Annotated in this window: 18 protein-coding genes; 14 read left to right on the top strand and 4 right to left on the bottom strand. The window is 66.7% G+C overall.

The window, feature by feature from the left end; translation table 11 throughout:
- Nucleotides 1–31 precede the first annotated feature (31 nt).
- From odhB to ISF28_RS27510, 5 genes are all read left to right on the top strand, one after another.
- Nucleotides 32–1,294: a 2-oxoglutarate dehydrogenase complex dihydrolipoyllysine-residue succinyltransferase gene (odhB, locus tag ISF28_RS27530; protein WP_198120371.1), complete on the top strand. Its 1,263-nt coding sequence runs from the start codon at nucleotides 32–34 to the stop codon at nucleotides 1,292–1,294.
- Between the two features lie 59 nt (nucleotides 1,295–1,353).
- Nucleotides 1,354–1,686, top strand: a complete 333-nt coding sequence (locus tag ISF28_RS27525) for a PspC domain-containing protein (RefSeq protein WP_198120395.1) — start codon at nucleotides 1,354–1,356, stop codon at nucleotides 1,684–1,686.
- A gap of 51 nt (nucleotides 1,687–1,737) precedes the next feature.
- Nucleotides 1,738–3,171, top strand: coding sequence for a dihydrolipoyl dehydrogenase (gene lpdA / locus ISF28_RS27520; protein ID WP_198120370.1), 1,434 nt, complete (start codon nucleotides 1,738–1,740; stop codon nucleotides 3,169–3,171).
- A 141-nt stretch (nucleotides 3,172–3,312) separates the two neighbouring features.
- A complete protein-coding gene (zapE, locus tag ISF28_RS27515; protein WP_198120369.1) occupies nucleotides 3,313–4,410 on the top strand; it encodes a cell division protein ZapE in 1,098 nt (365 codons plus the stop codon).
- 18 nt (nucleotides 4,411–4,428) lie between these two features.
- Nucleotides 4,429–5,127 carry a hypothetical protein gene (locus ISF28_RS27510; protein ID WP_229519425.1) on the top strand — a complete coding sequence of 233 codons (699 nt, stop codon included), beginning with the start codon at nucleotides 4,429–4,431 and terminating at the stop codon, nucleotides 5,125–5,127.
- Between the two features lie 31 nt (nucleotides 5,128–5,158).
- On the opposite strand, the gene ISF28_RS27505 is transcribed toward ISF28_RS27510, so the two are convergent.
- Nucleotides 5,159–5,926, bottom strand: coding sequence for a PP2C family protein-serine/threonine phosphatase (locus tag ISF28_RS27505; RefSeq protein ID WP_198120368.1), 768 nt, complete (start codon nucleotides 5,924–5,926; stop codon nucleotides 5,159–5,161).
- Between the two features lie 174 nt (nucleotides 5,927–6,100).
- On the opposite strand from ISF28_RS27505, the gene ISF28_RS27500 reads away from it, so the two are divergent.
- The 9 genes from ISF28_RS27500 (at nucleotide 6,101) to rlmD (ending at nucleotide 15,814) form a co-directional block, all read left to right on the top strand.
- Nucleotides 6,101–6,301 carry a YdcH family protein gene (locus tag ISF28_RS27500; protein WP_166865309.1) on the top strand — a complete coding sequence of 67 codons (201 nt, stop codon included), beginning with the start codon at nucleotides 6,101–6,103 and terminating at the stop codon, nucleotides 6,299–6,301.
- Nucleotides 6,302–6,339: 38 nt separating this feature from the next.
- Nucleotides 6,340–8,379: a DNA repair helicase YoaA gene (yoaA, locus tag ISF28_RS27495; RefSeq protein WP_502572577.1), complete on the top strand. Its 2,040-nt coding sequence runs from the start codon at nucleotides 6,340–6,342 to the stop codon at nucleotides 8,377–8,379.
- 208 nt (nucleotides 8,380–8,587) lie between these two features.
- Nucleotides 8,588–9,196 (top strand): toll/interleukin-1 receptor domain-containing protein, encoded by a 609-nt coding sequence (locus tag ISF28_RS27490; RefSeq protein WP_198120367.1) that lies wholly within the window; start codon nucleotides 8,588–8,590, stop codon nucleotides 9,194–9,196.
- 8 nt (nucleotides 9,197–9,204) lie between these two features.
- Nucleotides 9,205–10,725, top strand: a complete 1,521-nt coding sequence (locus ISF28_RS27485; RefSeq protein ID WP_198120366.1) for a hypothetical protein — start codon at nucleotides 9,205–9,207, stop codon at nucleotides 10,723–10,725.
- Between the two features lie 83 nt (nucleotides 10,726–10,808).
- The gene (gene surE, locus ISF28_RS27480; protein ID WP_198120365.1) at nucleotides 10,809–11,546 is read left to right on the top strand and encodes a 5'/3'-nucleotidase SurE; all 738 of its coding nucleotides are present in this window, start codon (nucleotides 10,809–10,811) and stop codon (nucleotides 11,544–11,546) included.
- Nucleotides 11,543–12,397 (top strand): protein-L-isoaspartate(D-aspartate) O-methyltransferase, encoded by an 855-nt coding sequence (locus ISF28_RS27475; RefSeq protein ID WP_198120364.1) that lies wholly within the window; start codon nucleotides 11,543–11,545, stop codon nucleotides 12,395–12,397. The genes surE and ISF28_RS27475 overlap by 4 nt, the downstream gene beginning before the upstream one ends.
- 33 nt (nucleotides 12,398–12,430) lie before the next feature.
- Nucleotides 12,431–13,327: a peptidoglycan DD-metalloendopeptidase family protein gene (locus ISF28_RS27470; RefSeq protein ID WP_198120363.1), complete on the top strand. Its 897-nt coding sequence runs from the start codon at nucleotides 12,431–12,433 to the stop codon at nucleotides 13,325–13,327.
- Nucleotides 13,328–13,336: 9 nt separating this feature from the next.
- The gene (gene rpoS, locus ISF28_RS27465; protein WP_198120362.1) at nucleotides 13,337–14,350 is read left to right on the top strand and encodes an RNA polymerase sigma factor RpoS; all 1,014 of its coding nucleotides are present in this window, start codon (nucleotides 13,337–13,339) and stop codon (nucleotides 14,348–14,350) included.
- Between the two features lie 78 nt (nucleotides 14,351–14,428).
- Nucleotides 14,429–15,814 (top strand): 23S rRNA (uracil(1939)-C(5))-methyltransferase RlmD, encoded by a 1,386-nt coding sequence (rlmD, locus tag ISF28_RS27460; protein ID WP_198120361.1) that lies wholly within the window; start codon nucleotides 14,429–14,431, stop codon nucleotides 15,812–15,814.
- Here the strand turns inward: rlmD and ISF28_RS27455 are convergent.
- The 3 genes from ISF28_RS27455 to ISF28_RS27445 all read right to left on the bottom strand — a co-directional run bounded on the left by ISF28_RS27455 (nucleotide 15,789) and on the right by ISF28_RS27445 (nucleotide 21,227).
- Nucleotides 15,789–18,455: a hybrid sensor histidine kinase/response regulator gene (locus ISF28_RS27455; RefSeq protein ID WP_198120360.1), complete on the bottom strand. Its 2,667-nt coding sequence runs from the start codon at nucleotides 18,453–18,455 to the stop codon at nucleotides 15,789–15,791. The genes rlmD and ISF28_RS27455 overlap by 26 nt on opposite strands.
- Before the next feature lie 334 nt (nucleotides 18,456–18,789).
- A complete protein-coding gene (locus tag ISF28_RS27450) occupies nucleotides 18,790–20,796 on the bottom strand; it encodes a TonB-dependent receptor (RefSeq protein ID WP_198120359.1) in 2,007 nt (668 codons plus the stop codon).
- A gap of 86 nt (nucleotides 20,797–20,882) precedes the next feature.
- Nucleotides 20,883–21,227 carry a hypothetical protein gene (locus ISF28_RS27445; protein WP_198120358.1) on the bottom strand — a complete coding sequence of 115 codons (345 nt, stop codon included), beginning with the start codon at nucleotides 21,225–21,227 and terminating at the stop codon, nucleotides 20,883–20,885.
- Between the last annotated feature and the right edge of the window lie 226 nt (nucleotides 21,228–21,453).

Genomic DNA, 21,453 nt, shown 5'->3' with positions numbered 1-21,453 from the left:
TTGCACAGAATACAAAATCGGAGTTTTTTAAATGGCACAAATCGAAGTCAAGGTCCCCCAATTGTCGGAATCGGTCGCGGAAGCGACCCTGCTGTCGTGGCACAAGAAAGTCGGCGAAGCCGTCTCGCGCGACGAGAACCTGATCGACATCGAGACCGACAAGGTGGTCCTGGAACTGCCGGCCCCGGCTGCCGGCGTGATCGTGCAAATCATCAAGAACGACGGCGGTACGGTCGTCTCGGGTGAAGTCATCGCCATCATCGACACTGAAGCTTCGGCAGGCGCCAGCACCGGCCAGGTGAGCGCAGCCCCGGCACCGGCCGTGGAAACCGCAGCGGCCGCGCCGGCCGCCGCCGCCGCTGCCACGGGTTCGAAAGGCAACGTCGCCATGCCGGCCGCCGCCAAGATCCTCGCCGACAACAACCTGACCGCCGCCGACGCCACCGGCACCGGCCGTGACGGCCGCGTGACCAAGGGCGACGCTTTGGCCGCCGTCGCCAACAAGCCTGCGGTCGCGGCACCGGCCCCGCTGCAGCAAGCCGCACCGAAGGCAGCCCTGCCGCAAGTCGCTGCCCCGGCCGTCAACCTGGGCGACCGTCCGGAAGAGCGCGTGCCGATGAGCCGCCTGCGCGCCCGTATCGCCGAGCGCCTGCTGCAGTCGCAGTCGACCAACGCGATCCTGACGACGTTCAACGAAGTCAACATGGCGCCGGTCATGGAACTGCGCAACAAGTACAAGGACAAGTTCGAGAAAGAGCACGGCGTCAAGCTGGGCTTCATGTCCTTCTTCGTCAAGGCCGCCGTCGCCGCGCTGAAGAAGTACCCGATCCTGAACGCGTCGGTCGACGGTAACGACATCATCTACCACGGCTACTTCGACATCGGCATCGCCGTCGGTTCGCCGCGCGGCCTGGTCGTCCCGATCCTGCGCAACGCCGACCAGATGTCGATCGCCGACATCGAGAAGAAGATCGGCGAATTCGGCCAGAAAGCCAAGGACGGCAAGCTGACCTTGGAAGACCTGACCGGCGGTACGTTCTCGATCTCGAACGGCGGCGTGTTCGGCTCGATGCTGTCGACCCCGATCATCAACCCGCCGCAGTCGGCCATCCTGGGCGTGCACGCGACCAAGGACCGCGCCGTCGTCGAGAACGGCCAGATCGTCATCCGCCCGATGAACTACCTGGCGATGTCGTACGACCACCGCATCATCGACGGCCGCGAAGCCGTCCTGGGCCTGGTCGCGATGAAGGACGCGCTGGAAGATCCGGCCCGCCTGCTGCTCGACCTGTAATCATCGAGGAGGGCGCGCCGGCCTGGCGCGCTCGTGCGTTTGTCTGATGGAAGGGAACGATCATGATCTCCGATGAAATCAAGCGTTTGCACGAACTGCACCAGGCCGGCGCCTTGACCGACGCCGAATTCGAACAGGCGAAGGCGAAGGTGTTGTCCGGCGCCTCGTCGACGGTCAACCTGAACAAGCGCGAGGGCGACTTCGCGTCCGAGCTGAACACCCTGCGCCGCTCGCGCACCGACCGCTGGCTCGGTGGCGTGTGCGGCGGCCTCGCCCGCGTGTCGGGCGTGGATGCGTGGGTGTGGCGGCTCGTGTTCACCTTGTTCACCGTCACGTTCGGGTTCGGGATCGTGGTTTACCTGTTGTTGTGGATTTTCGTCCCAGAAGAATAACGCGCCATGGGCGGCCGCGCCGCCCATGCCGCGACATCAAGGAATCGATTAATGAGCACTGAAAAACAATTCGACGTCGTCGTGATCGGCGGCGGCCCCGGCGGCTACATTGCGGCGATCCGCGCTGCGCAACTGGGCTTCAAGACCGCCTGCATCGACGAATGGCAGAACGCCAAGGGCGGCCCGGCACTGGGCGGCACCTGCACCAACGTCGGCTGCATCCCGTCGAAGGCGCTGCTGCAATCGTCGGAACACTTCGAGCACGCCGGCCACGCGTTCGCCGAGCACGGCATCGACGTCGGCGGCCTCTCGCTGAACCTGGGCCAGATGCTCAAGCGTAAGGATGGCGTCGTCAAGGCCAACAACGACGGCATCGTCTACCTGTTCAAGAAGAACAAGGTCACCTTCTTCCACGGCCGCGGCACGCTCGCGGGCAAGGCCGGCGACGGCTACGCGGTCAACGTGTCGGGCACGACCACCGATTCGATCAGCGCCAAGAACGTGGTCATCGCCACCGGCTCCAACGCCCGCGAACTGCCGGGCGCACCGTTCGACGAAAAGCTCATCCTGTCGAACACCGGCGCGCTGACCGTCGACGCCGTCCCGGCCAAGCTGGGCGTCATCGGCGCCGGCGTGATCGGCCTGGAGATGGGTTCCGTGTGGCGCCGCCTGGGTGCCAAGGTCACCGTGCTGGAAGGCCTGCCGACGTTCCTGGGCGCGGTCGACGAGCAGATCGCCAAGGAAGCGCACAAGCTGTTCACCAAGCAGGGCCTGGACATCCACCTGGGCGTGAAGATCAACAGCGTCACCAAGGGCGACAACTCGGTCACCGTCGACTACGCCGATGCATCGGGCGCCGCCCAGAGCGCGACGTTCGATCGCCTGATCGTCTCGATCGGCCGCGTGCCGAACACCAATGGCCTCGGCATCGAGACCGTCGGCGTGCAGCTGGACGAGCGCGGCTTCATCGCCGTCGACGACGACTGCCGCACCAACGTCCCGGGCATCTGGGCCGTGGGCGACGTCGTGCGCGGCCCGATGCTGGCGCACAAGGCGGAAGAAGAGGGTGTCGCCGTGGCCGAGCGCATCGCCGGCCAGCATGGCCACGTCAACTTCAACACGATCCCGTGGGTGATCTACACCTCGCCGGAGATCGCGTGGGTCGGCAAGACCGAGCAGCAGCTCAAGAAGGAAGGCGTCGCCTATAAAGCCGGCACGTTCCCGTTCATGGCCAACGGCCGTGCGCGCGCGCTGGGCGACACGTCGGGCATGGTGAAATTCCTGGCCGACGCGGCGACCGACGAAATCCTGGGCGTCCACATCGTGGGCCCGATGGCGTCGGAGCTGATCTCGGAAGCCGTCGTCGCGATGGAATTCCGCGCGTCGTCGGAAGACATCGCCCGCATCTGCCACGCCCACCCGTCGCTGTCCGAAGCGACCAAGGAAGCCGCGCTCGCCGTCGACAAGCGTTCGCTGAACTTCTAAGCAATACCGACATGTCGCCCTGCCGTTGGCGGGCGATATGCGCCGTAGGGTGGGCACCCCGTGCCCACCATGACGTTTGCGTGATGCGGACGTTTTGGTGGGCACAGGGTGCCCACCCTACGTTCTCACAACGGTTTCTTCATGAACGTCCAAGAGTACTACCAGCACGCGCTGACCGAGCGCGGATTCAAGTCCGACCCCGCGCAGCAGCGCGCCGTCGACCGCCTGCAGGAGGCCTACGACGAATGGGTCGCGTACAAGGCCCGGCGCTCGTCCACGTTCAAGCGCCTGATCAACCGTCCCGACGTCCCGCAGGGCGTCTACATGTGGGGCGGGGTGGGGCGCGGCAAGTCCTTCCTCATGGACAGCTTCTACTCGGTCGTGCCGGTCGTGCGCAAGACGCGCCTGCACTTCCACGAATTCATGCGCGCCGTGCACCGCCAGCTCGACGAGCTCAAGGGCATGGAAGACCCGCTGCTCGAGGTCGCCCGGCGCATCGCCAGGAAATACCGCCTGATCTGCTTCGACGAATTCCACGTGAGCGACGTGGCCGACGCGATGATCATGTACAACCTGCTGTCCGCGCTGTTCGGCCACGGCGTGTCGTTCGTCATGACGTCGAACTACGACCCGGGCAAGCTGTACCCGGACGGCCTGCACCGCGACCGCATGCTGCCGACGATCGCGCTGCTCAAGGACAAGCTGGACGTGCTGAACGTCGACGCCGGCATCGACTACCGCCACCGCGCCCTGGAACAGGTGCAGGCGTATTACACGCCGTTGGGGGCAAGCGCCGACCAGGCCTTGCGCGACGCGTACGCGAAAGTGGCCGACACGGCCGACGAGGACCCGCGCGTGCACATCGAACAGCGCGAGCTGCGCGCGCTGCGGCGCGCGGGCGGCGTCATCTGGTTCGACTTCGCCACCTTGTGCGGCGGCCCGCGTTCGCAGAACGATTACCTCGAACTGGCGAGCCAGTTCCACACGGTGATCCTGTCCGGCGTGCCGCGCATGTCGGCCTCGATGTCGTCCGAGGCGCGCCGCTTCACGTGGCTGATCGACGTGTTCTACGACCACAAGGTCAAGCTGATCATGTCGGCCGAGGTCGAGCCCGAGCTGCTGTACACGGAGGGCGCGATGTCGAACGAGTTCCATCGGACCGTGTCGCGTATCATTGAGATGCAGTCGCGCGAATACATGCTGGCCGAGCGCCGTGGCGCGGCGGATGCGCTGGCCTGACACGATCAAGGGAACCGAATGAAAGCTGACTTCGTAACAGACACCCGCACCTTGCGCCCGCTTGCCGCCGCGCTGACGGCGGCGCTGCTGGCCGCCTGCGCGGGCCCGGACGTGGTGCCGCACGAGGTGCCGCCGCCGCCCGTGACCTCCGTCGCCCAGGCCGACCGGCAACTGGCGGCCGTCGCGCGCGAGCGCGTGGCGATCGAGGCCCGCTTCGCCGAGCGGGAACGCGTCTGCTACGACAAGTTTTTCGTGAACAGCTGCCTGGACGAGGCCAAGGAACGCCGCCGCAGCGCCCTCGCGGCGCAGCGCGCGATCGAGGTGCAGGCCGACCGCTTCAAGCGCCAGGCCATCGTCGAGGAGCGCGACCGCAACGTGGCCGAGGCGGAGCGCCGTTTCCACGAAGCCGAAGCGCGCCTGGCGGCCGAACCGCCCAAGCCGACGCCGGAACCGGCCCCGCCGCCGCGCAAGCCGGCGGCCCCCGCCCGCATCGCCGAGCGCGACGCCCGCCTGCGCGCCGCGCGCCAGGCGGAAGCAGCCGATGCCGCGAAGCGCGCGCAGAACGTGCGCGAGTTCGAGGCGCGCAAGGCCGAATCGGCGGCGCGCCAGCGCAAGGTGGCACAGCGCAAGGCGGAACGGGCCGCGAAGGCGGCGAAGGAAGCCGAGGACGCCAAGGCGAAAGCCGCGCAGGACGCGGCGCAGCCGGCAGCGAAATGAATGCGGGGCGCGCCAGCGCCCATCCCGCGGGTTACGCGGCTTGCGCCGGCTTGACGAGCTTGAGGATCGCCATGCTGCAATTCCCGCCCTTGCCCTGCGACCGCTCGCCGGCCTTGTTGATGAGCATCTCGGACGCCTGGCGCGGACTGGACTTGGCCGTCACGGCGCCCAGTTCGGCATCCGTGAAGAAATGCCACAGGCCGTCCGAGCACAGCAGGAAAACGTCGCCCGCCGCCACGTCCAGGCGCTGGCCGAACGTGATGTAAGGCTCCTTGCGGCTATTGCCCAGCAAATTCAGCAGCAGCTTGGATTTGCGGTGGTTCTTGGCCGCGTCGGGCGGCAGGCGGTCGCTCGATACGAGGTGCTCGATATAGGCTGCATCGCTCGTACGCGCGAGACATTTCCCTTCGTGAAAGCAATACAGGCGCGAGTCGCCCACATGGGCCCACACGGCCTCGCCGTGCGGCGTGAGCACGAGGCCGACGAAGCTGGCGTGGGCCTGCACCTGGGTCGTGACCGCGTTCATGTTGATGATCAGATGGGTTTCCTGCACGATGTCCCGCAGCAATTGCTGCAGCCGCTCGACGGTGGGGCGGTCGCCCGGCTTGAACTCGTCGAACACTTGCTTGGCCGTGTGCAGGACCTGGTCGGCGCCGCCCGCGCCGGCGACGCCGTCGGACAGCACCGCCAGCACATAGCCGGGCGCACGGGCGCCGGTCATGAGCGCGACCCGGTCGTTCTGCTGCGGGCGGTTACCGATATGCTGGGCGGTTCCCGCTTCTAACTTGTATGAGGTCATAAACGTGGCTTTCCGATGCCGCCATGCTGGACTTTGTTGGCGGCAACGACAGTGTAGTTTAAACTATGCACCGGTTTGCAGTGGAGTTGCAAGCCGTAACAATGATAGTGCCGCCCCGAGCCAGCGGGCTTGTGCTTCCCATCCCTTTACGCTAACTGTTCGGAAATGCCTACCATGATCGACGTCCAGGAGATCCAGCGCCGTATTATTGAACTCGACGTGGAACACCGAGATCTTGACGCAGTCATCGAAATGCTGACCCGCGACGGTCACGCCGACCAGTTGCAGCTGCGCCGTCTGAAGAAGCGCAAGCTGCAGTTGAAGGATCACATCACACTGCTGAAAATGCAGTTGGTGCCCGACGTTCCCGCCTGATTTTTCCGGCATAAGCCTCCCAGTGTAAGCAGTCCACCTTGACCGATCACCTTCCCCTGTCCGGCGCCGATGCCGGACCCGAGCACGACGCCGCGCAGGCGGACGCCGCATCCACCGGCAAGTACGACGCCGAAGTCGAACGCATCTTCGGCGCCGGTGGCCCGCTCGCGCCCGCCGTCGGCACGTTCAAGCCGCGCGAGTCGCAGACCGAGATGGCGAAGGCGATCGCGCAGGCGATCGGCGCCCAGGGCACCTTGATCGCCGAGGCCGGCACGGGCACGGGCAAGACGTTCGCCTACCTCGTCCCCGCGCTGTTGTGGGGCGGCAAGACGATCATCTCGACCGGCACCAAGAACCTGCAGGACCAGCTCTTTTCGCGCGACATCCCGACCGTGCGCGCGGCGCTGCGCGCTCCGGTCTCGGTGGCGCTGCTGAAGGGCCGCTCGAACTACGTCTGCCACTACCACCTGGAACGCACGCTGTCGAACGGCCGGTTGACGTCGCGCGACGACGTCGGCCACCTGCGCGAAATCTCGCGCTTCATCAAGATGAGCCAGTCGGGCGACAAGGCCGAGTTGACCAAGGTCCCGGAAACGGCGTCGGTGTGGAACCTCGTGACGTCCACGCGCGAGAACTGCGTGGGCCAGGAATGCCAGTACTACCAGGACTGCTTCGTGATGAAGGCGCGGCGCGAAGCGCAGCAGGCCGACGTCGTCGTCGTCAACCATCACCTGTTCTTCGCCGACGTGGCGCTGAAGGAAGGCGGCATGGCTGAACTGCTCCCTTCGGCCAACACGATCATCTTCGACGAGGCGCACCAGTTGCCGGAAGTGGCGACCCTGTTCTTCGGCACGACGGTGTCCACGGGCCAGGTGCTGGAACTGTGCCGCGACGTGCTGGCCGAGGGCCTCGCGCACGCGCGCGGCGGCGTCGACTGGGCCAAGGTGGTCACCGTCGTCGAGAAGGCGGCGCGCGACCTGCGCCTGACGTTCCCGGAAGGCGGCACGCGCCTGTCGCTGCCGCAGATCCCGCCCAGCTCGGAATTCTTCCCCGCATTGGAAAAGCTGAAGGAAGAACTGGAAGGCTTGATCGACGTGCTGGAAGGGCAGGCCGAGCGCGCCGAGACGATCGAACAATGCCGCGTGCGCGCGGTCGAATTGCTGGACCAGGTCAAGGCGTGGAAGTCCGAACCGAAAAAGAGCAAGGAAGGCGAGGGGGACGACGCGGTGCTGTGGGTCGAGGCGTTTTCCTCGTCGCTGCAGCTGCACAAGACGCCGCTGTCGATCGCGCCGATCTTCGCCGGCCAGCGCGCGGGCACGCCGCGCAGCTGGATCTTCACGTCGGCCACGCTGGCCGTCAAGAACGACTTCAAGCATTTCACGGCGCAGCTCGGCATGACGGGCGAACCGGCGCAGAGCTGGCCCAGCCCGTTCAACTACCAGGAGCAGGGCATCCTGTACGTGCCGACCGGCTTGCCGGAACCGAACACCTTCGGCTACACGGACGCGGTCGTCGACATGGCGCTGCCCGTAATCGAGGCGGCCGGCGGCCGCTGCTTCTTCCTGTGCACGACGATCCGCGCCGTCAACCGCGTGGCCGAGCGCCTGCGCGAAGAGTTCGCCGCGCGCGGCCTCGACTTCCCCCTGTTCGTGCAGGGCGAACGGGGCCGCAACGAGCTGCTGGACTCGTTCCGCAATGCCGGTAACGCCGTGCTCGTCGGCAGCCAGAGCTTCTGGGAAGGCGTCGACGTGCGCGGTGAGGCGTTGTCGCTCGTCATCATCGACAAGCTGCCGTTCGCCCCGCCCGACGATCCCGTGCTGGCGGCGCGCATCGAAGTGATGGAAAAGAAGGGGATGAACGGCTTCGTCCATCACACCTTGCCGGAAGCCATCATCAACCTGAAGCAGGGGGCTGGACGGTTGATCCGCGACGTCGAGGACCGCGGCGTGCTGATGCTGTGCGATCCGCGCGTGATCAGCAAGCCGTATGGGCGACGTATCTGGCAGAGTTTGCCGCCGTTTCGCAGGACGCGGGTGCAAGCCGACGTTATCGAGTTTTTCAAGGCCCCTAACGTCTGATCCGTCGCGGGGTTGGAAATTCGGGGTCAGGGCCCAAAAAAGCAAATTCGGGCCCTGACCCCTGGCTTCGTTTTGCGCTACCTTTGGGCTCGTCTCGCGGTACGCCGCGCTTTTCCGATCCCTTCGCTTGTGCTCCCACAACATGCAGGATGGGTGACTTGTTTAGAGTCTCACTGGCCCAGCCCGTGGCACACTACAAGGGGGAGCAATGGCGATTCGTTACGGCTGCTTTTTCAGCTATGCCCATGGACGGCATGAGCTGATGCAGCGCTTCAAGGCCACGCTGGCCGATGCACTGCGCTGCTACCTCGAACCGTATTTCGACAACGAAGACGAACTGTTCGTCGACACCGAACAACTGGGCGGTGGTGACGACCTCGACCGCAAGATCGCCCGCGCGCTGTGCGAAAGCGCGTGCATGGTGCTGATCTACACGCCCAAATACGAAGCCCACGCCTACACGCGGCGCGAATATGCCGCGATGCGCCTCATCGAGGCCGAGCGCAGCACGTGGTACACGCTGCCCAGCCAGCTGATCATTCCCGTCATCATGACGCAGCACCCCGACCGGCTGCCGCCGCAGATCAGCGAGTCCACGTTCTACGTCGACTTCTCGCGCTTCACGATGGCCACCGCCGATCTCAAATCGAACCCCGATTTCCTGCCGGACATCGACAAGATGGTCCGGCGTATCGTGACCCATTACCAGTATCAGAAAAAGACCATGCCACCGGCCCATGACTGCAACCAATTCGTACTTCCCGCTGTCCCACCCGCATGGCGTGAGTTACCGGATCCAACCTTCCCAAAAAAATGAGGAGCCTTATGGAAACCAACCGCATCACCGCAGTACCGGCCGCAGGCGCCGGCGAGGTGACGACGTTCTACTCCTACGACAGCGCACCCGTGCGCAGCCTTGCGCTGGCCCATGCGGCCTGGCTGCTGGCCGGGCGCGCGCATGCGAAGACACCGGTACTGATGATCGACTGGGACCTCGAAGCGCCGGGTCTCCATCATTATTTCCCCTGCACGGACGGCGCCCACCCCGTCGGCGGCTTGCTCGAACTGTTTGAAGCTTGTCGCGAGCAACTGCACGGCAGCACATCGAGCGACGACGCCGAGGCGGTGGCCGCCCGCGTGCTCGACGCGCTGCCGTGGGACGACTACATCGTGCGCGTGGACGACAGCCGTCCGCTGTACCTGATGCGCGCCGGCCGCTTCGACGACAGTTACGGCGAGCGCGTCGACCGGCTCGACTGGGATGCGCTGTTCTGCGCCTGTCCGGCCCTGTTCCGCACGTTCGCGGCCCACGTGGCGCGGCGCTTCGCCCACGTGCTGATCGATTGCCGCAGCGGCCGCTCGGCCGCGGCCAGCGTCTGCACGGCGCTGTTGCCGGACAAGATCGTCGGCCTGTTCACGCCCGACGCGCGCAGCCTGGACGGGCTGCAGGGCGTCGTCGGGCGCGCCCTCGACTACCGCTGCAGCCACGAGGACGAGCAGCGCCCGCTGCTGGTCTATCCGCTGCCTTGCCCCGTCGACGGCGCGGGCGAGGGCAGGCTGCGCTGGCGCTTCGGCGACGTCCAGCGCTGCCCGTCCGGCCAGGCCGGCTACCAGGCCCGGCTGGAACGGATGCTGGCCGAGTGCTACGGCCTGTCCAGCGTCGTGCTCGACAGCTATCTCGACGAAGTCCTGCTGCCCCAGGCCGCGATCGTCGGCATGCCGCCGGCCGGCAGCCGGGTCCAGGCGGGCGACCACGACCGGTTCGGACCCCAGTGCGCCATCGAAGCCCTGCTCGAATGGCTCGAGCCCGGCCACTTCCCATGGCGCCCGCTGGCCGAGGTGCGGCTCGTGCAGGCCGTCGAGTCCTTGCGCGAACGCGCGGCCGATCCGCAGGCGCCCGCGCTCGTGCGCGAACTGGCCCGTCTGGCGCAATTGTATTTGGGGCAACAAAGCGAGCTGGAAGCGGCGCGCCGCATCGAGCAGCACGTGATCGCGCTGGAGCAGGGCCTGCACGCGATGGAGGAGGGCAAGCGAGGCCACGCGGCGCCGCGCCGGCCGGGCGAGCCGTCGCCGGACGCGCTGGACGACAAGCTGTCGCGCCTGCAGGAACTGATCGACAACCGCAGTCCGCGCGAGGCGCGCGCGCTGGCCGACAGCCTGCGGTCGACGATCCTGCGGCCGAGTGTGGCGCATCCGCTACGACGACGCGGGGCCGCGATGATCAAGCAGGTCTATCTGCAGGAAGGCGACAAGGACGCGCTGCTGGCCTTCACCCTGGACGAAGTGTCGTCGCTCGAAGGGGCCCTGATCCAGGCCGCGGGAGGGTGTCCGCTGGTGGCGGGCTGACGCCGTGCGGCGCCGCCCCGGGTGGCGAATAAATGTGCAATCCGATAGGTCGATCTCGTCGTTGCTTCAGGTAAAATCGCGGCATGCGTATCCTTATCAGTAACGACGACGGCTATCTCGCCCCCGGTATCAACGCCCTGGCCGATGCATTGGCGCAGGTCGCCGACATCGTGGTGGTCGCGCCCGACGGCAATCGCTCGGGCGCGTCCAACTCGTTGTCGCTGGACCGTCCGCTGTCGGTGACGAAGGCTGCCAATGGTTTTTATTTTGTCAACGGCACCCCGACCGATTGCGTGCACATCGCGTTGACGGGCATGCTCGACACGCGTCCCGACCTGGTCGTTTCCGGCATCAACAATGGCCAGAACATGGGCGATGACACCTTGTACTCGGGTACGGTGGCGGCGGCGACAGAAGGCTATCTGTTCGGCATTCCGGCCATCGCCTTTTCCCAGGTTCACGGCGGCTGGGCCGAGGTCGAATCGGCCGCGCGGGTCGCGCGCGACATCGTGCTGCGCGGCTTCGACATGCTTGAGTCGCCGTTTTTGTTGAACGTAAATATCCCGAACCTGTCGTACGAGCAGATGGGACCGCTCACGCCGACCCGCCTGGGCCGGCGCCACCAGTCCGAACCCGTCATCCGCGGCCAGGATCCGCGCGGGCGCGAGATCTTCTGGATCGGGGCGCCGGGCGCCTGCCGCGACGCGGGCGAGGGCACGGATTTCTATGCGACAAGTAAAGGCTGCGTGTCGGTGACCCCGCTGCAGGTCGACCTCACGCACCGCGACCAGCTGGACCTGCTGCGGCGAGGGTTGGGATGAGCGAAAAGCGCAGCCAGTTTCCTCTGCCGCTCTCGTCCGTGACGGGCGGGAGTACGCGAAAGCCCGCTGCGCCGGCGCCCGTCGCCACGCCGCAGACGGCGACGCAGAACGCGCGCCAGAACAACCAGCACCGCGCCGGCACGGCGCCCGGCGTGCCCGGCCCGGCCAAGCCGGCCCAGGTGCCGCCGCAACAGACGGTGGCGCGGTCCGACCTGGCGGCCACGGAAGCGCCGCGCCGCGCGATGGCGGCCCGGGTCGCGCGCCAGGGCGTCAAGGACACGCAAGTGCTGGCCGCGCTGGAAGTCGTGCCGCGCCATATGTTCGTCGAGCCGGGCATGCTGGGCCAGGCCTATGCGGACATCTCGCTGCCGATCGGTCATAATCAGACGATTTCGCAGCCTTATATTGTGGCGCGCATGATCGAATTGCTCAAGGGAAGCGACCGGCCGCTGAGCCGCGTGCTCGAGATCGGCACGGGCTGCGGCTACCAGGCGGCCGTGCTGTCGCGCGTGGCGCAGGAGGTGTATTCCATCGAGCGCATCAAGCCGTTGCACGAGCTGGCGAAGGCCAATCTGCGTCCGTTGCGTATCGCCAATCTGCGCTTGCAGTTCGGAGATGGTATGCTAGGGCTACCGCAGGTGGCCCCGTTCGACGGCATCATCCTGGCGGCGGCCGGTCTCGAGGTGCCCCGCGCACTGCTCGAGCAGATGGCCATCGGCGCCCGCCTGGTGGCGCCCCTTGGTGCTCAGGTCCAGCACCTGCAGCGCATCATCCGTATCGGCAAGGCGGAATGGACCAGCGAGACGCTGGAAGCCTGCCATTTCGTGCCGCTACGGCCAGGCACTGCTTGACTGCCAGAACGTTGTAAAAGAATTATAGAGAGAATGAAACCCACACCCCGCTTAGCCCTGTTGACCCTCAGTCTCGGCATCCTGTCCGCCTGCACCACCGAGAACCGCGTTGCCCCCGTGATCGATCGTCCGGCCCCGACCGCTTCCAGCTTCCGTCCGCGCCCGCAACCGGTGCCGGCGCCGGCCGCCGAGGAGAATAAACCGGACGCACGGGGCACCTATACCGTGCACCGCGGCGACACCCTGCTGCGCATCGCCCTCGACCACGGCCAGAACTACCGCGACCTCGTCGCCTGGAACAACCTGGCCGATCCGGACGACATCAAGGTCGGGCAGGTGCTCAAGGTGGCGCCGCCCGAACGCGGCGGCAATGCCGTCGTGACGTCCCCGATCGCGATGCCCGGCGCCGAGAGGGCGCCCGCCGTGCCCAAGAAGACGGAACCGAACGGCGCCAAGAAGCCGTACAGCGAGTCCAACCTGGCCAAGGAAGACAATCCGAAGGCGGAGAAGGTGGTCGCGGCAGGCGTCACGACGGGCAGCACCGTCACCGCCAGCGACGACGAAAAGCTGAGCTGGATGTGGCCGTCGGACGGCAAGATCATCGCCACCTTCGACGAGGGCAAGAACAAGGGCATCGACATCGCCGGCAAGATGGGCCAGCAGGTGATGGCGGCCGGTTCCGGGAAGGTGATGTATGCGGGCAGCGGCATTCGCGGATATGGTAATCTCGTGATTGTTAAGCACAGCAACAGCCTGCTGTCGGCCTACGCGCATAACCGCACCATCCTGGTGAAAGAAGGTCAGACCGTGACCAAGGGCCAGCCGATCGCGGAGATGGGCGATTCCGATGCCGACTCGGTCAGACTGCATTTCGAGATACGCCAGCAGGGCAAGCCGGTCGACCCGGCGAAGTTCCTGCCCAGTCGCTAGAGAGAGCCGATGACGCTGCCGCCCGAACCGCTGGACCACGACGCGCCGGAAGACAATCCGGACGAGCCGCTGGACGACGGCGAGTTCGGGGCGGACGGCGCCGACCGCGCCGAGCTGCTGCCGGAGGGCGGCACGGTGGCCGTCGTCGACACCGTCGACGAACTCAAGAGCGTGCTGCAGGCCGAGCTGTCGACGGACACCACCCAGCACTACCTGAACCGCATCGGCGCCAAGCCTTTGCTGGGCGCCGAGCAGGAAGTGCATTTCGCGACCCTCGCCAAGGCGGGCGACTTCAATGCGCGCCAGAAGATGATCGAGCATAACCTGCGCCTCGTCGTCTCCATCGCCAAGCACTACATCAACCGCGGCGTCGTGCTGCTCGACCTCATCGAAGAGGGCAATATCGGCCTGATGCGCGCGATCGACAAGTTCGAGCCGGAGCGCGGCTTCCGCTTTTCCACGTACGCCACGTGGTGGATCCGCCAGAGCATCGAGCGCGCGATCATGAACCAGGCCCGCACCGTGCGCCTGCCCGTGCACATGGTGCGCGAGTTGAACCAGGTGCTGCGCGCGAAGTATCACCTGGAAGCCCAGCATCACGACGGCAAGGAAGCGAGCGCGGAAGACATCGCCAGCCTCGTCGGCCGCCCCGTGGAAGAAGTGCAGGACATCCTCGCGCTGTCGGAACACGCCACGTCGCTGGACGCGCCGCTCGACAACGATCCGCAAAGCAGCCTGATGGACATGTTGCCGGACGAGGGCGACGTCAGCCCGGATGCGCACGCGGAACAGCACGAGATGACGGTGCTCGTGCGCGACTGGCTGCAGAAGCTGCCGGACAAGCAGCGCCTCGTCGTCATGCGCCGGTTCGGCCTCGACAACGACGATCCGGCCACGCTGGAAACGCTGGCCGAGGAGATGGGCGTGACGCGCGAACGCGTGCGCCAGATCCAGCAGGAAGCCCTCGTCAAACTGAAGCGGGCGATGGCCGCCCGTGGCGTCGTCCGCGATTCGCTGCTATGATGCCCGGCTGGCCGAAATAGGTCTCAAACCGTTCGGCCTCCAGCCGTTTGGTCTTCCCGTTTTGCTTCTTCTATCCCCATGCAAGAAACCTTCATCAACATCAAATCCCTCGACATGGACGCGCGCGGCGTCGGCCACCTGGAGAACGAGGACGGCACGCCGGGTAAAGTGATCTTCGTCGAAGGCGCGCTGCCGGGCGAGCGCGTCAGCTTCGAGACGCTGCGCAAGAAGAAGAACTGGGAATCGGGCCGCATGGTCACCCTGCAGAAGGCGTCGTCGATGCGCGTCGAACCGAAGTGCCCGCATTTCTGGCACTGCGGCGGCTGCTCGATGCAGCACCTGGAGCCGTCGGCCCAGGTCGCGATGAAGCAGCGCGTCCTGGAAGACAATCTGTGGCACATCGGGAAGACGAAGGCCGAGAACATCATGCGCCCGATGTACGGCCCCACGTGGGACTACCGCTACCGCGCCCGCCTCTCGGTCCGCTATGTGGCGAAGAAGGGCACGGTGCTGGTCGGCTTCCACGAGCGCCACTCGTCGTACGTGGCCGACATGACGAGCTGCGAGATCCTGCCGGACCACCTGTCCGCCATGCTGGTGCCCTTGCGCGAATTGGTCGGCGCGCTGTCGATCTACCAGCAGATGCCGCAGATCGAGATCGCCGTGGGCGAAGAAATCACCGTGCTCGTGCTGCGCATCATGGCGCCGTTGACGCCGGCGGACGAGGTGCTGGTCAAGGCGTTCGCGGACCAGTGGAACATCCAGTGGTGGCTGCAGCCGAAGGGCCCGGACACCGCGGCGCCGTACTACCCGGTGGGCAAGGAGCTGTATTACTCGCTGCCGGAATTCGGCATCAAGATGCCGTTCAAGCCGACCGATTTCACGCAGGTCAACCACCAGATCAACCGCCTGCTCGTGCACAAGGCGCTGACCCTGCTCGACGTGCAGAAGGACGACCGCGTGGCCGACCTGTTCTGCGGCCTCGGCAACTTCACCCTGCCGCTGGCCACGCAGGCGCGCGAAGTCGTCGGCATCGAGGGCAGCACGGCGCTGACGACGCGTGCGCTGGAAAACGCCCGCGCCAACGGCCTGGACGCCAAGACGACGTTCTACACCCGCAATCTGTTCGAGGTGACGAAGGACGACCTGATCGCGCTCGGCAAATTCGACCGCATGCTGGTCGACCCGCCGCGCGACGGCGCCGTTGCACTGGCCATCGCGCTGGCCGAGCTGCGCCTGACGAATCCGGAGCTGATGCCGCGGCGGATCGTGTATGTGTCGTGCAGCCCGTCGACCCTGGCGCGCGACGCCGGCATCCTCACGCACCGCGCCGGGTACGTGCTCAAGAAGGCGGGCGTGGCGAACATGTTCCCGCATACGTCGCACGTGGAATCGATCGGCGTGTTCGAGCTGCTCGACGAGTTCCAGCCGCGCGAGTTCAACACCCCGCAAGTCGCGGAGTGACCGCCACCCGGTCGAGCAGCGCAAACAACCCCGCCGGATCGACCGGCTTGACGAAATAGCTGTCGAAGCCGGCGTACGTCGCGCTCGCCTGGTCCGATTGCTGGCCGTAGCCCGTGATCGCGACCAGCGTCGCGTCGCGGCAGCCGGGCAGCGTGCGCAGCCGCCGCGCCAGTTCGTAGCCGTTCATGCCGGGAAGGCCGATGTCGAGCAGGAAGGCATCGTAATGCCCCTGCGCGGCCTGCTCCAGCGCTTGGGCCGGGTTGTGCATCACCGTCACGTCGTGCCCGCCGGATTCCAGCAGGAGGCCCAGCGTCATCGCGGCGTCGACGTTGTCGTCGACGAGCATCAGCGACAGGCTTTTCGCGGCGCCGGGCGCTTGCGTGCCGGGCACGGACGCGGCGCCGGACGGCGCGCCCGCGCCGTGCAGGCGCGGCAGGCGGAGCGTGAATTCGCTGCCCTGGTTGCGGCCCTCGCTGGCCACCGTCACCATCCCGCCGTGCAGTTCCACCAGGCTCTTCACGAGCGCGAGGCCCAGGCCCAGGCCGCCCTGCGAGCGGTCCGGCGTGCGCTCGGCCTGGGAGAACAGGTCGAACACGGTGGGCAGTAGTTCGGCCGAGATGCCGATGCCGTTGTCCGATATGGAGACGAGCACCTGCTCCGGCGTGATGCCCATCCAGACCGACAGCCGGCCGTCTTCCTGCGTGTATTTGGCGGCGTTGTTCAGGAGGTTGGCGATCACCTGCACGAGACGCTTCGGATCGCCCTGGACGATCGCCGGTTCCGTCGACAGGTGCAGCGCCAGCTGGTGCCGGCGCGCCTCGATCAGCGGGCGCACCTGTTCGACGGCGTCGCCGATCACGCGGCGCAGGTCGACCTCCTCGCGGGCCAGCACGACGAGGCCGCGGGTGACGCGCGAGACGTCCAGCAGGTCGTCGATCAGGCCCGTCATGTGCGCCACCTGGCGCGCGATGATGGCGCTCGTGCGCTCCACGCGCCCGCCGTCCGGCGGCCCCATGTTGAGCAGCTGGGCGGCGGCCGAGATCGGGGCCAGCGGATTGCGCAGCTCGTGCGCGAGCATCGCGAGGAATTCGTCCTTGCGGCGGTCGGCCAGGCGCAGCGCGTCCTCGGCGCGCACGCGCTCGACGGCGCTCCAGGCGCGCTCGGCGACGTCCTCGATCAGGCGCACGATGTCGGCGCTCCACACGCGCGGCAGGTTGTCGTTGATGAACAGGCAGGTCGTCAGCGCGCCGTTGCGGTTCAGCGGCACGACGACGGCGGAGCGGATCTGCAGGGCCGCGTAGTTCGGCCAGAGGTCGGGGCCGCTCGTGCGCGGATCGCGCTGCAGGTCGCTCGACACCCACGTGCCCTGGGCCAGCGACGCGAAGTTCGCCACGCCGAACAGGGCGGCGGGAAAGGTGCCGTTCAGTTCGGCGACGATGCCGTCCGTGTAATTCGAGTGGAAGGTGACGAGCTGCTTGTCGGCGTCGTAGTCGCCGTACAGCACGCGGCTGGCCTGCAGGAAGCGGCCCAGCATGGCGCCCGTCTGGGCGAAGATCTGCGTGGGGTCGTTCAGGCGGCGCAGCAGGTCGGACACTTCGAGCCGGAACTCGTTCATGTCGAGCAGCGTCGTCTGGCGCGCGACGGCGTCGCGCAGGGCCTGCTCGGCGCGCACGCGGTCCAGCGCGTCCCAGCTGCGTTCGGCGATGTCGGTGGCGAGGCGCTGCGTTTCCTCGTCCCAGTCGCGCGGCTGCGTGGAATAGCCGACGAGGGCCGCCACGAGCTGGCCGCGCCTGACCTTGGGCACGACGAGGATCGCGCGCGCGCCCGCCGCCGCATAGCGTTCGCCGCGCGCGGGCAGGCGCGGGTCGGCCATGGCGTCGCGCACGGCCAGCGGCGAGCCCGTGCGCAGCAGGGCCAGCGCCTGCGGCCCGAAATCGTCGAGGCGGGCGCGCCGGCCGACGAGCGGCGTGCCGGCGTCGCGCGCCCAGTCGTGCATCACTTCGAAGCTGCCGTCCGCTTCGTCCGTTTCGACGTAGCAGGCGCGCTCGAGTTCCAGGTGCTTGCCGAGCAGGGTGCACGAGCATTCGATGATGTCGGACGGATGATGCATGCGGCGCAGGCTGTCGACCACCTGCAGCTGCACGGCGTGGCGCCGCTCCAGCTGGACGCGCTGGGTCGTCTCGCTCGTCACGCACAGCACGCCGCGCACGGTGCCGGTATCGTCGCGCAGCGGCGAGTACGCCAGCGTGAACCAGGCGTTGTAGGGCTTGCCGTTGCGGTCGATCGGGCTCGGCACGTCCTCGCCGTACGTGGCGTGGCCGGCGAGGGCGCGCTCGACGAGCGGCTTCAGGCCGGGCCAGCGGTCGGGCCAGACCTGGGCCAGCGGACGCCCGAGCGCGGCGGGATGGGTGCCGTCGAGGAGCGGGATGAAGGCAGCGTTGTACAGCAGCGCCAGGTGGGGGCCCCAGGCGAGGTACATGGGGAATTCGGATTCGAGGATCAGGCTGACCGCATTGCGCAATGCGGGGCTCCAGCGGTCCGGCGGGCCGAGTGGGGACGCCGACCAATCATGGACGTGGTAACCGGCGCGGACGGCGCCGGTGCTGCCGAGGAGATGAAAGTCGCGCGTCGCCGCTTCCATGCCGATCGATTCCGAGTCCGAAAGCGGTCATTCTATGCGCAAATGCATAAGCTGGAACGGCTATGAAAAAAAATACATTTTCCGTGCGTGAAACTCCATTGATACCTGGAGAACAAAATGTCTCCGAAGGACCATTTTAGGCGGCAAAGGTCGTGCTGATGCCGATGGGATTGGGTTTGATGGCAAGACTATAAAGGAGCTCGCGCCGGCGCGGCGCACGGGATGTCAATACGTGGCGTGGCGGAGCGGTGGTGGGCTCGGGGAGCCCACCCTACGTCAGGTTCCCGTAGGGTGGGCACCCCGTGCCCACCAATTGCATGCGCAACACATGCGCTCAGAACTTCGCCCGCACCCCGAACGTGATGTTCCGGCCCGGCAGCGGCGCAATATCCTTCAGGAGCGACGTCGACAGCCGGATGTCCTCGTTCAGCAGGTTTTTCGCCGAGAGGAAATAGGTCAGATCAACCTTCTCGAGCTTTTGCGTGTACGACAGGTTCGCATCGACCTGGTTGTACGACGGCGCCGGCGTCGTCTCGAACGCGGCGAGGCGGTTCTGGCCGCGCGCATGCGTCCAGTCGATGCCGGCGCGCCAGTTCGGCTGGCGGTAGCCGACGGCGCCGCCGATGCGGTCGGCCGGCTGCAGCGGCAGGTTGCCCGCGTCGTCGAGGTAGCCGCGCGACGTGTCCGTGAACACGCGGCCGTTCCAGCCCATGCCGAGCTGGTTCCACGTCATCTCCGCTTCCGCGCCCTGGATGTGCGCCTTGGCCTGCTGGAACAGGCGCTGGCGGAAAGCGCCGCCCGGGTTGCCGTCCTCGTCGAGCATCGTGTCCGTGATGTGGCCGTAGACAAAGTCGTTGACGTTGTTGCGGTAGGCGTTCACGCGCCAGCGCAGCAGACCGCTCGTCTTTTGCAGCGACAGCTCGAGGTTGCGCGAGATTTCCTTGTGCAGGTCCGGGTTGCCAACGTCGAACGTGAGCGTGGCGTCGTGCGGGCCGCCCGAGTACAGCTCGTCCGTCGACGGCGCGCGTTGCGCATACGAGATCGTCGCGCCGAACGAATAGCCTTTCGTGAACGGCCACAGCGCGCCGATCGAGCCGGATTCCAGCCCGAAGCTGCGCTCGCGGTTGGAGACCGGCTTGCGGTCGACGTTTTCGTAGCGCAGGCCCGCGTTCCAGCGCAGCGGGCCCTGCTTCCATTCCTCGACGACGAACGCGGCTTGCGACGTGGAGTGCGTGACGGGCACGGTGTCCGGGCCGCCTTGCGCGCTCAGCGCCGAGAAGTGCGTGTTCTCCGTCTGCATGCCGACCGTGCCGTGCAGGCCCAGGCTGGTGACGGGCTTGTGCGTGAGTTCCACGCGCGACTCGAACGACTTGTTCGAGAACAGCGTTGCGGGCACGCCGTCGTCCAGTTCGGCGTGGTGGTAATCCGTGTAGCCGGCTTTTACGCGCGCGCTCTCGAAGCCGGCCAGCGGGTTCTTGACGATGCTGTCGAAGTCGTAGCGGTTCTGGCTCTGGCTGATGTGCGAGCCCGCGTTCGTCGGAATGCCGTAGAAATTCGTCAGGTGCGATGCCGACAGGCCCGCATAGCCCCAGTCGTCGATGTACGAGCCGCCGATCCCGATGTTGCGCTCCTTCGTGTCGCTGTTCGGCAGGCGGTTCATGCGCGACGTCGGGTCGTTCATCACGCGCAGGTCGGGGATCTGGTAGTCGTCCGTGTTGCGCATATTGCCGTCGAGGTGGAGGCCGAGCTTGCCGACGGCGCCGTCCATCGTGCCGGACAGATCTTTTCCGTTGTCGACCGAACTGTAGCGGGACTCGATCTGGCCCGTGGGCTTGGGTTCCAGCGCCGTCGGGATGCGTTCGTTGACGACGTTGACGAGGCCGCCGATGGCGCCCGACCCGTACAGCAGGGCGGCGGGGCCGCGCAGGATCTCGATCTGGCGCGCGACGGCGCCTTCGGAGGCGACGGCGTGGTCGTTCGACAGGCCGGACACGTCCGACGTCGCCATCCCGTTCTCCAGCATCTTCACGCGCGACCCTTCCATGCCGCGGATGATGGGGCGCGACGCGCCGGCGCCGAAGGCGGAGGCGGAGACGCCCAGTTCGTTCTGCAGCGTCTCGCCCAGCGAGCTGCCGACCTTGTCGCGCAGCTCGTCGCCCGCGAGCACCTTGGCCGGGGTCAGGATCTGGTCGCCTTCGCCATTGCGCAGCGGGCTGGCGGTGACGACGACTTGCTGGACCTTGCCTTCGTTGATGATCTGCCCCGCGTCGTCGGCCGCGCGGACGGCCGGGTGGAAGGCGAGCAGGAGCGCGCTGGCGAGCAGCGTACGTTCGATTTTCATGACTGTTTAAAACCTCAAGCGAATGGATAACGGCCCGCACCGCCGGGACGCGCCGGGCGGTGCGGATCAAAAACGGGGATGCGTCATCAGGCTTGGGGCGGGCCGCGCGAGTGGAACGGGCATTCGGTGAGGAGGCAGATGCCGGGCGTGACCGGCACGACCGGGGCCGCGTAGGCCAGCTCGGCGGGGACGAACCGGCGCAGCATGGTCGGCAGCGCAAACGCGATCTGGGCGCTGGCCGCGCACTGGCCGCACAGGTCGTGCAGGCCCGGCTTGGGCAGCTTGCCGCTGCCGTCGCTGCTGCTCGCCGCGGCCTGCTGGACGAGCAGCTCGTCGATCTCGGCCCAGTGCGTATAGCCGTGGCCGAGCGACAACTGCTGCGTAACGAGCAGCAGCAGCGACAGCAATACGTGGACCAGGCTACGGGACATGGGTGACGGGATCTGAATCGAACGGATATTGTACGCAGGGCCGTTCGATTCTGCCAACGAGACTTTTGGTGACGCGCGATACGCCAACAAAAATTCGGGGTCAGAGCACTTTTTGGCGAAGATTCGGGGTCAGAGCACTTTTTGCTGCATGATCTTCGGAGCAACTCCTGCTTGGGTTGCCGCTGCATTCTCGCCTTCGCGCCGCGCTGGATCGGCCGGGTGCCCG

The organism is Massilia rhizosphaerae (assembly GCF_016093545.1).
GTDB classification, from domain to species: Bacteria; Pseudomonadota; Gammaproteobacteria; order Burkholderiales; family Burkholderiaceae_D; genus Telluria; species Telluria rhizosphaerae.
The sequence above is the reverse complement of the archived record's forward strand: the minus strand, read 5'-3'. Positions and strand labels throughout refer to the sequence as shown.

What these genes read in the sequence shown, in the direction of transcription:
- odhB (WP_198120371.1), top strand. Translation starts at nt 32, where the DNA reads ATGGCACAAATCGAAGTCAAGGTCCCCCAATTGTCGGAATCGGTCGCG.
- lpdA (WP_198120370.1), top strand. Translation starts at nt 1,738, where the DNA reads ATGAGCACTGAAAAACAATTCGACGTCGTCGTGATCGGCGGCGGCCCC.
- zapE (WP_198120369.1), top strand. Translation starts at nt 3,313, where the DNA reads ATGAACGTCCAAGAGTACTACCAGCACGCGCTGACCGAGCGCGGATTC.
- ISF28_RS27510 (WP_229519425.1), top strand. Translation starts at nt 4,429, where the DNA reads ATGAAAGCTGACTTCGTAACAGACACCCGCACCTTGCGCCCGCTTGCC.
- ISF28_RS27505 (WP_198120368.1), bottom strand. Translation starts at nt 5,926, where the DNA reads ATGACCTCATACAAGTTAGAAGCGGGAACCGCCCAGCATATCGGTAAC.
- ISF28_RS27500 (WP_166865309.1), top strand. Translation starts at nt 6,101, where the DNA reads ATGATCGACGTCCAGGAGATCCAGCGCCGTATTATTGAACTCGACGTG.
- ISF28_RS27490 (WP_198120367.1), top strand. Translation starts at nt 8,588, where the DNA reads ATGGCGATTCGTTACGGCTGCTTTTTCAGCTATGCCCATGGACGGCAT.
- ISF28_RS27485 (WP_198120366.1), top strand. Translation starts at nt 9,205, where the DNA reads ATGGAAACCAACCGCATCACCGCAGTACCGGCCGCAGGCGCCGGCGAG.
- surE (WP_198120365.1), top strand. Translation starts at nt 10,809, where the DNA reads ATGCGTATCCTTATCAGTAACGACGACGGCTATCTCGCCCCCGGTATC.
- ISF28_RS27475 (WP_198120364.1), top strand. Translation starts at nt 11,543, where the DNA reads ATGAGCGAAAAGCGCAGCCAGTTTCCTCTGCCGCTCTCGTCCGTGACG.
- ISF28_RS27470 (WP_198120363.1), top strand. Translation starts at nt 12,431, where the DNA reads ATGAAACCCACACCCCGCTTAGCCCTGTTGACCCTCAGTCTCGGCATC.
- rpoS (WP_198120362.1), top strand. Translation starts at nt 13,337, where the DNA reads ATGACGCTGCCGCCCGAACCGCTGGACCACGACGCGCCGGAAGACAAT.
- rlmD (WP_198120361.1), top strand. Translation starts at nt 14,429, where the DNA reads ATGCAAGAAACCTTCATCAACATCAAATCCCTCGACATGGACGCGCGC.
- ISF28_RS27455 (WP_198120360.1), bottom strand. Translation starts at nt 18,455, where the DNA reads ATGGAAGCGGCGACGCGCGACTTTCATCTCCTCGGCAGCACCGGCGCC.
- ISF28_RS27450 (WP_198120359.1), bottom strand. Translation starts at nt 20,796, where the DNA reads ATGAAAATCGAACGTACGCTGCTCGCCAGCGCGCTCCTGCTCGCCTTC.
- ISF28_RS27445 (WP_198120358.1), bottom strand. Translation starts at nt 21,227, where the DNA reads ATGTCCCGTAGCCTGGTCCACGTATTGCTGTCGCTGCTGCTGCTCGTT.